This window comes from Legionella bozemanae (assembly GCF_001648595.1).
GTDB classification, from domain to species: Bacteria; Pseudomonadota; Gammaproteobacteria; order Legionellales; family Legionellaceae; genus Legionella; species Legionella bozemanae.
In genome coordinates this window covers 78,550-90,874 of the sequence record NZ_LBAW01000002.1, presented here as the reverse complement: position 1 = coordinate 90,874, position 12,325 = coordinate 78,550, and the positions used below count along the sequence as shown (strand labels likewise).

Genomic DNA, 12,325 nt, shown 5'->3' with positions numbered 1-12,325 from the left:
TCCAAAAGGGTATTGATATCTACCGCCATTAAAATTGGCTATTCCACTCATCCACGTGGATAAAACAGCTATCCCCGCAAAAGCGGGGATCATCCTTATACTGGTTTAGAGCTCACTACAAGACAGAATAATTCTCATTTTACTGAGAATTACATCTCCTATTTAATGGCTTTACCAGAATACCTTTTAATAACAAGAATATTGTTAGGTTTCTTGTGTCAACATTTGTAAGCGAATATCTGCAATCGCCTTCATTGGATTGAGTCCTTTCGGGCAGACACTGGTACAATTCATAATGCTCCGGCAACGAAACACACTGAACGGATCTTGCAATTTATCCAAACGATGTGCAGTTGCTGTATCACGACTGTCTGCTAAAAATCGCCTTGCCTGTAATAATCCAGCAGGACCAACATATTTTTCTGGGTTCCACCAGTATGAGGGGCATGCACTGGTACAACATGCACATAAAATACACTCATACAATCCATCAAGTAATGAGCGCTCTTCGGGAGATTGCAACCGTTCTTGAGCAGGCGCTACCTCATCATTTTGTAAATAAGGCTCTATACGCTCATATTGTTGATAAAATTGGGTCATATCAACAGCTAAATCACGGATTACTGGAAATCCAGGTAAAGGGCGGATAACTATTTTATCTGTCTTCAATTGAGATATATGAGTAATACAGGCTAAACCATTAGTCCCATTAATATTCATGCCATCCGACCCACACACCCCTTCGCGACAGGAACGCCTATAGGTTATGGACGGATCCTGCTCTGCTTTCAAACGCTCAAGTAATGTGAGCAACATGGGATCACTTTTAGCAGGAATCTCCAATTCATAATCTTTCATATAAGGCTTAGCATCCACCTCAGGATTATAGCGATATATTGATAGGGTCAATTTTCTACTATCTGCCATGTAATCTATCCTCTTTAGTAAACGCGTTCTTTCGGCGCCAAAGGCTCGACATGTTTAGGTGATGTATTAACCGGTCGAAAATCAATCTTCTCACCTTCCTCAAAATATAGCGTATGTTTAATCCAGTTTTCATCATCACGTTTTGGATAATCTTCACGACTATGGGCACCACGGCTTTCCGTGCGGACAATCGCAGACTGCGCTGTAGCATATGCAGTGGCCATTAAATTATCCAGCTCTAAGGCACTTACCCGCTCTGTATTAAATATCTTGCTTTTATCTTCCAATTTGGCATGAGCCAAACGCTCGCGCAAAGCCTGAAGACGCTTTAAACCGGAAGCCATTACTTCTCCAGTACGGAATACACCAAAGTCTTCTTGCATGACACGTTGCATTTCATCATGAATTACAGCAGGACTTTCACCCTCTGTTGAATCATTCCAGCGGTTATACCGCTGTAACGATGGAGCAATGTCTTCATCACTGATGTACGCCATCTCAGGTAATTGATTTGATTGCCATAGTTCTTCAACATGCAATCCTGCAGCACGACCAAAAACAACTAAGTCCAGTAACGAATTGCCGCCTAAGCGGTTTGCACCATGGACAGAAACACAAGCACACTCTCCTACTGCATACAATCCTTCTACGATATGTTCATTACCATTGGTTTTGGTAAGTACTTGGCCATACATGTTCGTTGGTATTCCCCCCATGCTGTAGTGGCAGGTAGGAACTACAGGAATCGGCTCCACAATTGGATCAACTCCTGCGAATTTCATAGATAATTCACGAATTCCTGGCAAACGCGACATAATAAGATCGGCCCCCAGGTGATCCAGTTTTAATTTAACGTGATCGACCCCTTTAGGATCAAAACCCTTACCTGCGCGTATTTCAAGAGCCATAGAACGGGCAACCACATCTCGAGAAGCTAAATCTTTAACTCGCGGTGCATAACGCTCCATAAAACGTTCACCGTCTTTATTAATCAAGTAACCACCTTCACCACGACATCCTTCGGTGACCAACACACCAGCTCCAGCAATACCCGTAGGATGAAATTGCCACATTTCCATATCTTGCAAAGGAATGCCTGCCCTTAGTGCCATACCAAAACCATCGCCCGTATTAATAAATGCGTTGGTTGTAGATTGGTAAATACGACCGGCGCCACCAGTAGCCAAGATACAAACTCTTGACTGAAAAAATACTATCTCGCCAGTCTCAATGCACATTGCAGTAACACCCGATATGTGGCCATGAGCATTTTTAACAAGATCAAGAGCATACCATTCACTAAATACATGTGTTTTGGCTTTTAAATTTTGTTGATACAGCGTATGCAATAAAGCATGTCCTGTTCTATCTGCCGCGGCACAAGTGCGTGCTGCCTGTTCTCCCCCAAAATTTTTGGATTGGCCACCAAACTGACGTTGATAGATTTTACCATTATCCATGCGTGAAAAAGGCAAGCCCATATGCTCTAGTTCATATACAGCTTCTGGACCCGTTTTACAGAGGTACTCAATTGAATCCTGATCACCAATATAATCAGCGCCCTTCACCGTATCATACATATGCCAGCGCCAATCATCTTCATGGGCATTTCCTAACGCACAAGTAATACCACCTTGGGCAGATACTGTATGTGAGCGAGTTGGAAATACTTTGGATAAGAGTGCGACTTTTAATCCAGAATTTGCCATCTGCAGCGCAGCACGCATTCCGGCTCCACCTGCTCCAATTATTACTGCATCAAATTTGTTACGTGCAATTGCCATGCTACTGCCCCCAAAGGATCATTAAGCCCCAAATAAATTGACTAAGGAGCCATAAAACGACTAACATTTGTACTGATAAACGCAAAGCAGTACATTTCATATAATCTGTAGTCACAGTCCAAATACCTATCCATGCATGCAATGAAAGCGCAAACAAGGCAATAAGTGATGCAATCCGAACTATGGTATTAGAAAAAAGAGCATGCCATTGTGCGAAGCCCAACTCAGGATGTGATAATAAAAAACCAATTATGAAAAAAGAATAAACAGCAAAATAAACCGCTGTAACTCGCTGAATCAACCAATCCTTTAACCCATTACCTGTTAAGCTGGTGACATTATTTACCATATCCAGAATCCTAGAAAAATTGACAAAATAATGGCAAGAATAATGACTATAACAGCAGAACGCCGACCAGCATCAAGATGCTCACCAAACCCCATATCCATCACAAGATGCCTAATCCCTGCAAGCAAATGATAGATCATCGCAGCCCCAAATGCCCATACCACCACTTTATAAACAGGATGGGACAATAAGTCTTTTACCTGTATAAAGGCTTCTTCCGATTGCATTGATTGGCCAAAAATATACAACATTATGGGTAACAGTAAAAATAAAACCACCCCTGAAATCCTATGTAAGATAGATGCTATAGCCATAGGGGGAAATTTTAAACTACCCAGATCCAGATTAACGGGTCTTTTTTTGTTCACTGTGAGTTTCTTCCTTAATTAGAAAAAGTTAATTAAATAAAGCACAAATGCGAAGTATAGCACTCTGTTTTTATCGCGCAAGGTTAAGACGCTATGGAATGCAAGCAAAAGTAAACTTTGATTCACTGTAATAGAACTTACGCATGGACAACCTGAGATTTTTTTGGTTTGTAATAAAGTTTCGCATAACGCCTAAGAATAAATTTTCCTGAATGTCATACTTATTTTCACTGTGACTTTAGTCTCAGCACTACGAATAGAATGCATACAAAAATCAAGAGATATGTATTGAGATGCATCGAGACTATTTATATAATTTCTAGGTTAAGTGAGTGCTCCTTATCTTTGTACTCTGAAGAAAGCGTCTCTTTCAATTCTAAATAATCCTTCTTATCATTGTTAATGACCGTAATTAACTCTTTAAGATGTCTGTTGCTCAATTTATCAGTATCTAAACTTTCTATGTTTGAAACATCTTGTATCAACTTTCGGGCAATACCTAAATTTATTTGTGTCTGCCCTTTGTTAAAAAAGAGTTTTAATCCTCCTCGAAAAGGTAATTTATTCTCTAGCCAAGACTCTCTAACAGAAATATATTTTTCAATTGCTTTTTTAGCTGCTGCTTCCTGAGTAAAACCTGCTGCATGTAGCGATTGATAATAATCAATGAAACGATTTTTAAAAGAAGTTATTCCTTTTTCTTGGAGTAACGGATTTTTAGAGAAAATATGACTAATTTCCAAAAACTTATCCTTTATTCTCTGATGACCTCGCCAAATTAGAACTTTATCTTCAGCCGGACTATAAGCAAGGTTATAACTTGTTGTACTCGAAGGAACTTGAATAATATTTATATCATGTTGGACGTTCATTTGAGTTAATTTATTTTTTAATCGCTCTATTTCAGTTGAATCATCAAAAGAAATAGAGCCTCTAAACATTTTAATATCTACTTTATCCCCCGGCTTTAATGACTTTATTGCCTCATAATAAGCTTTATCAGATGGTTCGGGGTTTCCACTATACTGATCGAGCCAAAGTACATAGCCATTCTCGTGTTGGTATTCTCCTGGACATGTAATTCGTTTAGGATTTAAATGCACCATGAAGGTCTCATTTCGTCCTTCTGAATTTGTTATTTTAATCAATGCAACATTACAATGATAAACTTCTGGTGCTACTGCCACTGTTTTGCCAATAATTTGTTTTGACCTATTAGTGCCAACGCGAGAAACTAAATCTGTTTCTTGGGCTCTTTCAGCTGCTTTATGCAACGTGGTTTTTGAAGAACTGGAGGTTAAAAGTTGAAAAACCTCACTACTAAGTAACCAAGATACTATCGGATCGCTAACTAAAATATGATGCTCTATGTCAGTTAATTTTTTTATTTTATCCTGATAAAGGGGAAATTTTATTGCTATATCCAGCCATTTATCATCGAGAATATCAATTTTTTTACTTCTTTTAAATATAAAAGTAATTTAAGGGCATTTTGTATATCACTTGGTTCAAAAACAAGTCCGGAGTTAAATAAGTCCCGAGTTCTTTGTTGTATTTCATTGGGCATTAATTTAATGATGAGGTCAATTATTTTAAAGTACTTACAAAATCGCGTATCGCTTCATATTTAACTAAATCACGCATAAATTTACTCTAGGGGAAATTCTTACATTTAATTATAGTTTAAATTATTTTGGTTAGGTCAGTGCTTCGATTCATGGAAAAATAACTTGCAGCACATGACAATATGAATTGCTAACTGACCTGGATACAATGATCAATGAACAAGAACAGATGTTTTTTATTTAACTTATTGTATAATTAACGCGCTTTGATTTTTATAGGTTAATCTTCCATGACAGAAATTGAATTTAATTCACAAGAAGTAAGACTGGTCGACCTAGCATCCAGAGGTCTTTTTCGAACTGTAAACAGCCTATCTGTGAGCAAAATTCGACCTGAAGCAATTGACAAAGCAATAGAAACAGCAATAGTTGCAGCATCTCAAGTTCCAGAAGAAGCGGCTGAAAAACGATGGAAGATTGTCATCATGTTATGCAGCTTAAAATTAAAGGATCATCAACCAAGTCAAAAAATTGTGGAGCGCGCGTTAGAGCAAGCAGCAATGAGCGCAGCTAAAACTGATAATTGGGAATTTTTTATCGCACTCACAAACTTAACTGCCCCAGCACGTAAACCAAGTCAGGAAGCTATAGACAGAATATTGGTAAATGCAGGATTAGCAGCAACTAAAACAAATAATTGGGATTTTGTGCTCGCTCTTTTAGGCTTAACTAGCCTAACACGGCAACCAAATCAAATCGCGGTGGACAGAGTGTTCGAGCTTGCAACAGTAATAGCACTTCAAACCAAGAATTGGAACTCGGTTATCGCTCTTGCACGTTTAGCTGCTCCAGCACTCCATCCCACTAAAAGAGCAATCAATGCAAGTTTAGAACTTGCACTATTAAGAATGATACGATATGAACGTCATGGTGATATAGGGTCCTCTTCTAAGGTATGTGAGGCAATTAAAACCATTATAAGCATAAAACCGCCGGCAAATGTACCCGATAAAGAGCTGGTGGATAAAGCATTAAATATCCTACAGAAACGAACCGATAAACACTTCATCCTGTCAGCCCAATATGGAGAATGGGAACAGGTTTTGAATTATTTCATTCAAGACCAATGGGGTAAACCCTCTCAGAAGGCAATGAATTGGGCATTAACTTATACATTAACAGCAACAGTAGGGGAAAATGCTCAAGGGAACGTTTTTAAGGCACTTTGCAGCTTTATGGAACCTGACAAAAGAACTGCTGGGAATTTACTGCTCGTTGCGGCCAGAACAGGACGCATTGAGGTTGTCCAGCTGCTTTGCAATTTAGATGAGCAGAATAAACCTTCTCTCTCTTTCATTAAAAATGCGTTACAAATTGCACAGTACGCCGGGAATCATGAAATTGCCAGTTATCTCTCCTACGAAATAATGCATCAGCATCACTTGGAACACGATCCTTTAGCCCTGACAAAAACACTACTTACAGACTACTGTGATCATCATACCACTATGAGTCATTTATTTAATACCCAGTTAAAGCAGGTAAAAACAATTCTTGCTACAGTAAAACGAGCAGACAAAGAAACAGAAGAAGATGTGAGGAATAAAACAGCAAGTGAGGCGGTGAATCAATTAAAGGCAATGAGAGGAGTTGATAAGAAATTAAAGGTTTGCATTGATTACATTGATGAGCATTGCCGTAAAAAAGAAGAAACTCCTTCAATTAAGGCAGCACTTTAATACCATTTGAAAATTGGAAAACTTCAGCTCAGGAAATTCGAGATAAAAAATTCCTACCTTTTAGGACCTGAGCTAGAACCTTTATGCAGCTGTCTAAATGTATCACGTGGGGATTCAGCAGGATACCCATACTTATCCGCATTTTGTTTAACAATCTGTAAATAACGCTCACCCCATGCCCCTGGATCAAAGTTAGTTACTACAACGTTATAAGGCAAATTGATAATTGATTCAAAAGCTTTTCTTTGAGGAAGCAAATGTCCGCCGAACGCTACTTGTACTTCCGTTTCTTTATCAATGCCTCCTTCTTTTAAACGCTCAACGAGTATATAAATCATTTTTTCTATGGTCATATAGAGCTTATACATGGACATGCCAGCAGAGAGCATCTCTTCACTTTTAGAAGTAGACAATTTTGATCCTGCATCAAGAATAGGATATACAAATTCAAACTCATTTGTTCCGGGAATAAGTTCAGGTTTGAGAATTATGGCAGGGGAAATAATATCTATAGTCGGAGCTACAATATAAAGCTCAAAATCGGCCCAATGCCACCAAATTTGATAAACCCGTTCTACTAAAGTTACAGGATCATTTAAATCCTCTTCCATTTGCAATTTACGAAAATCGATGCTGCTCTCGTTATCTAAAAGTTCGAAGTTTTCTTCAGCATCAGGAAAATCTGTGTTTTCTTCAGTAATAGGAATATCTGATTCATCAGCCATTTGTATACCGCATTTATCAAAACTATATGATTATTATATTAGCCCAAATTTGGTGAATGAGCACGAAAGTTAAAATAACTTAAGTAAAAAACCCGTAAAAAAATGTAACTCGAGAGTGCAATAAATTACAAAAGATATTGATAATATTCAGGGGAGTTAGAGCGGCACTTAAAACATGTGCTTTGACAATTTGCCTTTTCCTGACACTTACGTATTACGCCCTTACCTATCCATAAATCAAGCATAGGTTGTAATGCTGGGAGATCCAAGCGAAACTCTCGAGTCAATTGTTGCGTGCTTACTATACCTTCACGACAAATGTAATTACGTATTTGCAACAACATGATTTCTCCTTGTGCTGCGTTTGATGTATTGACGCAACCCTATAGCAAAAAATAAAATGAAGAAAAATATGATAATTCCGAGAACATTTTGTTCCGAATTCTGCATCCATTTAGCCACTTGATAAAATGAAACGGCTGCGATATAGGCAACAACAAAAGACCAAACTACAGAAATCCACATATATCTTCTATTTGCCTCTTGACGAATTACCGCCATGGTAGAGACACAGGGAATATAAAGTAGAACAAATAACAGATACGCATACGCCCCTATTTTTCCATCAAACCGCTGTGCCATAATTCCATATACTGACTGAGAGACTGGATTATCTGCTGCACTAGCTAATACAGGATTTAACAAAGCAGAACCGAGTTGCGCTAAATTCTGCGGAATAGACCAAAGGGCCGCCTTCATACCTGCTACAAAATCAAAATGCGCAGTGGCAATTTCACCCACATGACCTATCTGTGCATAGAGTGAATTTAGCGTACCAACCACTACCTCTTTGGCTAACATACCTGTTAACAAACCTACTGTCGCAGGCCAGTTATCTTGATGAATTCCCATAGGCGCAAATAGAGGAGTAATCCATTGTCCCATTAAAGACAATAATGATTGAGTACTGGCTTCACCTGAATTAATTCCACCATTCAAAGTAATGGCATTTAAACCGCCTAAAATAACACAAATTGGCACAATTAATTTACCTGCCCGTACTATAAAAAAACGCAGTCGCATAAAAGTTTCTTTAAATAATCGCTTGAGTGCCGGTTTATGATAAGCAGGAAGCTCCAAAATTAATGGAGAGGCATTCCCTTTTAACATGGATTTACGCAAGATAAATCCTGTTAATACAGCCATCAAAATTCCGATAAGATATAAAGAAAACACGACGTTTTGTCCACCGGAAGGAAAAAATGCAGCGACAAATACAGCGTAAATGGCTAGACGTGCACTACATGACATAAAAGGACTCATCATTACTGTTAATAACCGATCACGTTCTGAATCTAAGGTGCGCGCTGCCATAATCGCAGGAACGTTGCAGCCAAAACCAACAATCATCGGCACAAAAGACTTGCCAGGTAAACCCATTACCCGCATTGCTTTATCAACAACAAAAGCTGCTCTTGCCATATATCCAGATGTTTCCAGCAAAGACAGGAAAAAGAACATCGCAGCAATGACAGGGATAAACGTTAACGTGGTATTAATTCCTTTACCCACACCATTTGCTAATAAAGCAATCAACCAATTGGGAGCATGAATTTGTTGTAATAACCAGGCAGTGCCTTGTACGAATAGAGTATCAGTACTGATGTCAAAAAAATCTTGAAACGCACCACCTACATTAATTGCAAATAAAAACATTAAATACATCATGGCAAAAAATATAGGGAGGGCAAAAAAACGATGCAACATAATCTTATCGAGTTTTGCAGTAAAATGTTCACTAGCATCACTGTGTTTTTTCTGTACAACCATAACCAGGTTATGTATTTCCTGATATCGAGCATCAGCCAACACGATATCAAGACTGGATTCCTCTTCGTTCAATAAAATCAAACCCTTAGCAACCTCCTTGCCGAATAACAATCCATCTCCCTCAGCAAGTCTGCGTGCATAATAATAAGCAAGCGATTGGCTATAACCTTCATGAATTAATGTATTTTCCAAGGTTATTAATGTCTGTTGTACGGATTTAGATACAGGCAATGCCCAAGGAATAATCGTCTGTGGCATCCGCGTCAGTTCTTGCACCAGCTGGGGAATACCTATCTTTTTATGTGCCTGGATCGGAATAACAGGGCAACCTAATTGTTGTGACAAAGCATTTGGATCTATGGATATACCCCGTTGCTGGGCAATGTCCATCATATTGAGTGCGAGTAATACCGGTTTGCCTAACTCCAGGATTTGAGTGGTCAAATACAAATGCCGTTCGAGATGGCAGGCATCGATCACATTAATGATGCAATCTGCCTGCATAGTAGCAATAGACTGGGCAGCGATTTGTTCATCCTGACTGATACCATCCGCATTAGCTACTAGAGAATAAACTCCTGGCAAATCAGTCACTTCAAATCGGTGCTGGCCTACAAGAAACGCTCCCGTTTTTTTTTCAACCGTAACACCTGGCCAGTTGCCTATGCGCTGATTCTCACCAGTTAATGCATTAAATAATGTAGTTTTACCACAATTTGGGTTACCGACTAACAACACATGAGTCATACACGCTCCAAAATCAATTGGCTCGCCTCTTCCTTGCGCAACGTTAAAGCAGTTCCTCTGACTTCGATTTGTATAGGACATCCTAAAGGAGCAATTCGAACGACTAAGAGTTCTGTACCACAAGTTACACCTAAAGATAAAAGTCTACGCCTGTACTGCATATCGGTTGCGCCAAAACTGGTTAACCGTACTCGATCACCTTGTACTAACTCTGTAATTTTTATCATGTCCTAACAGCAACGCGTGAAATAATCTAATTTTAGCATAAATGAAATCGAGAATCATTCTCAAATGAGAAAAAAAATATACATTTACTTTAGGGCTGTTTACATTTCGCTAGCTTGAGTCAAAATGGCCGGATTTTTGAGTACCAAAGCGCAGCATACATGAAGTATATGCGCATCGGAGCGCAGAAAATTAGGGCAGTTTGGCCAAGATAGTAGAAATGTAAACAGGCCCTAATCTGATTCATTCGTAGTCTGGGTAAAAATAAAGCCAAAATCCAAATACTTCATCTCACGTCGACTAAGAATTATCTGCAATGAATGCCTGAAGCTCTCTTTTGGGATGGCGTGCTAAATAATCCACTGATTGCATTTCCAATAAGCGACTTAAGGTACGCTTAAAGGTTTCTTTCATTTCACCCTCGGTATACAACTCATCAACCGCTACCTCTGCGGAAATGATAATATTAATTCCACAATCGTACATCACATCAATAAAATGAATGAACATAATGGCTTGTAATGTATGATTGACTGTTAATACAGGGATGTTACTTAGAAAAATAGTATCAAACTTATCTGCAAGCTCTAAATAATCCAGTTGGCTACGCGGTAAATTACACAGAATATCAAAGGAAAACCAAATTACCTTTTCAGCGCGCTTAAGATAAGGAATTTCACGATTTTGTATCATAATAACTCCATTTTCCTTAAATTCATCTGCTAAAAGTGTGAATTGTTTTTTCATAGTTTGATCAGTATGCTCATTCAAAGGAAATAAATAAGCATCTAATAAAGGGGTTCGCCCAACACGATAATCCCTTTGCTCATTTAAATGCAGCACGTCACAATGAGTTTTAATTGCCGCAATAGCAGGTAAAAATCGTTTTCGATGAACGCCATCTCGATACAAATCATCTGGGGGTATATTTGAAGAAATTACCAAAATAACGCCATGCGCAGTCAACGCTTGCAATAATTCAGCTAAAATCATGGCATAAGCAACATCATGCACCATAAACTCATCAAAACAAAGTACTCGTATCGTTTTTGCTAATTCTTTAGCAATTTTATGAAGCGGATTTTTTTGTCCTTGCAATCGTCTTAACCGAGTGTCAACTTGTTGCATGAAATGATGGAAATGAAAACGTGCCTTCTTTTTTTCTTCAAGACAATCATAAAATAAATCAATTAAATATGTTTTTCCTACGCCAACAGGACCGTAAAGATATACGCCTTTGACCCGAGATTTAATGAATGGATAAAGCCAGGATGAATTCGATTTTTTGACGCTATCGGCAAGATGTTGCAAGCGCATCAATATGTCCCGTTGTAACGGATCATTATCAATTTCACCGCGATGAATTGCAGCTTCATATTGAGTCATCAAATTCATTATGAAAAAACCTGAGAATGGATATATTCTATTAGTATTGTTTTCAGCTCGATTAATTTTCCATGAAAGAAGTGACCTGTATTGGCAAAACGAATTACCGGTATTTCAGGTATGCTCTGGAAAGCAAAATCAAAAACTAAAGCCGAAGGAACTACTTCATCTTCATCGCCTTGTATCATAAGCCAGGGATAAGGTGCAGGATTAAACTCACGATAATCATAATGATGCACCGGAGGAGCAATCGTAATTAGAAATTGTGAATCTGACTGGGCTGCTGCACGATAAGCCACGTAAGAACCAAAAGAAAAACCAGCAAAAATGAGTTTTTTCTCAGGTTGCTCTTTTTGTAATTCACGAACTAAAACCAGCATGTCTTCGCTTTCACCAATCCCTGAGTCATAAACTCCTTCCGATTGGCCTACACCACGAAAATTAAAGCGTAACGAAGGAATACCTAATTCTTTAAAGGCACGTGCTAATGTAGTCACTACTTTATTGCTCATTGTACCCCCCTGTAAGGAGTGCGGGTGGCCCAAAAAGGCGATAAAAGCAGAATGATTTTGTTCTGGAACAGTTAGAACTGCTTCCAGTTTCCCAATTACTCCTTGCAAAAACAAAGCATGTTCCCCAGGGATAGCTAATTTTTCAGTAATTTGCATAAAAAACCTGTT

12 protein-coding genes are annotated in these 12,325 nt (G+C 38.6%); 1 reads left to right on the top strand and 11 read right to left on the bottom strand.

Annotation, left to right across the window (positions count from 1 at the left end):
- Positions 1-204: 204 nt before the first annotated feature.
- From A8O27_RS02595 to A8O27_RS02575, 5 genes are all read right to left on the bottom strand, one after another.
- Entirely contained in the window at positions 205-927 is a 723-nt protein-coding gene (locus A8O27_RS02595; RefSeq protein WP_058458032.1) for a succinate dehydrogenase iron-sulfur subunit, read from the bottom strand.
- Positions 928-941: 14 nt separating this feature from the next.
- The gene (gene sdhA, locus A8O27_RS02590; RefSeq protein WP_058458031.1) at positions 942-2,711 is read right to left on the bottom strand and encodes a succinate dehydrogenase flavoprotein subunit; all 1,770 of its coding nucleotides are present in this window, start codon (positions 2,709-2,711) and stop codon (positions 942-944) included.
- A 1-nt stretch (position 2,712) separates the two neighbouring features.
- Positions 2,713-3,060: a succinate dehydrogenase, hydrophobic membrane anchor protein gene (gene sdhD / locus A8O27_RS02585; RefSeq protein WP_058458030.1), complete on the bottom strand. Its 348-nt coding sequence runs from the start codon at positions 3,058-3,060 to the stop codon at positions 2,713-2,715.
- On the bottom strand, positions 3,054-3,428 hold the full coding sequence (gene sdhC, locus A8O27_RS02580; protein WP_058458029.1) for a succinate dehydrogenase, cytochrome b556 subunit: 375 nt from the start codon (positions 3,426-3,428) through the stop codon (positions 3,054-3,056). The genes sdhD and sdhC overlap by 7 nt, the downstream gene beginning before the upstream one ends.
- A gap of 308 nt (positions 3,429-3,736) precedes the next feature.
- Positions 3,737-4,702, bottom strand: coding sequence for a hypothetical protein (locus A8O27_RS02575; RefSeq protein WP_058458028.1), 966 nt, complete (start codon positions 4,700-4,702; stop codon positions 3,737-3,739).
- A gap of 581 nt (positions 4,703-5,283) precedes the next feature.
- Here A8O27_RS02575 and A8O27_RS02570 point away from each other — a divergent pair.
- Positions 5,284-6,732 (top strand): ankyrin repeat domain-containing protein, encoded by a 1,449-nt coding sequence (locus A8O27_RS02570; protein WP_058458027.1) that lies wholly within the window; start codon positions 5,284-5,286, stop codon positions 6,730-6,732.
- Between the two features lie 53 nt (positions 6,733-6,785).
- Here A8O27_RS02570 and A8O27_RS02565 read toward each other — a convergent pair whose 3' ends face one another.
- The 6 genes from A8O27_RS02565 to A8O27_RS02540 all read right to left on the bottom strand — a co-directional run bounded on the left by A8O27_RS02565 (position 6,786) and on the right by A8O27_RS02540 (position 12,313).
- The gene (locus A8O27_RS02565; protein ID WP_058458026.1) at positions 6,786-7,457 is read right to left on the bottom strand and encodes a hypothetical protein; all 672 of its coding nucleotides are present in this window, start codon (positions 7,455-7,457) and stop codon (positions 6,786-6,788) included.
- Between the two features lie 125 nt (positions 7,458-7,582).
- On the bottom strand, positions 7,583-7,801 hold the full coding sequence (locus tag A8O27_RS02560) for a FeoC-like transcriptional regulator (protein ID WP_058458025.1): 219 nt from the start codon (positions 7,799-7,801) through the stop codon (positions 7,583-7,585).
- Entirely contained in the window at positions 7,782-10,034 is a 2,253-nt protein-coding gene (gene feoB, locus A8O27_RS02555; RefSeq protein ID WP_058458024.1) for a Fe(2+) transporter permease subunit FeoB, read from the bottom strand. The genes A8O27_RS02560 and feoB overlap by 20 nt, the downstream gene beginning before the upstream one ends.
- The gene (locus A8O27_RS02550; RefSeq protein WP_058458023.1) at positions 10,031-10,261 is read right to left on the bottom strand and encodes a FeoA family protein; all 231 of its coding nucleotides are present in this window, start codon (positions 10,259-10,261) and stop codon (positions 10,031-10,033) included. The genes feoB and A8O27_RS02550 overlap by 4 nt, the downstream gene beginning before the upstream one ends.
- A gap of 298 nt (positions 10,262-10,559) precedes the next feature.
- Positions 10,560-11,654: a cell division protein ZapE gene (gene zapE, locus A8O27_RS02545; protein ID WP_058458022.1), complete on the bottom strand. Its 1,095-nt coding sequence runs from the start codon at positions 11,652-11,654 to the stop codon at positions 10,560-10,562.
- Positions 11,654-12,313, bottom strand: coding sequence for an alpha/beta hydrolase (locus A8O27_RS02540; protein ID WP_058458021.1), 660 nt, complete (start codon positions 12,311-12,313; stop codon positions 11,654-11,656). The genes zapE and A8O27_RS02540 overlap by 1 nt, the downstream gene beginning before the upstream one ends.
- Positions 12,314-12,325 lie beyond the last annotated feature (12 nt).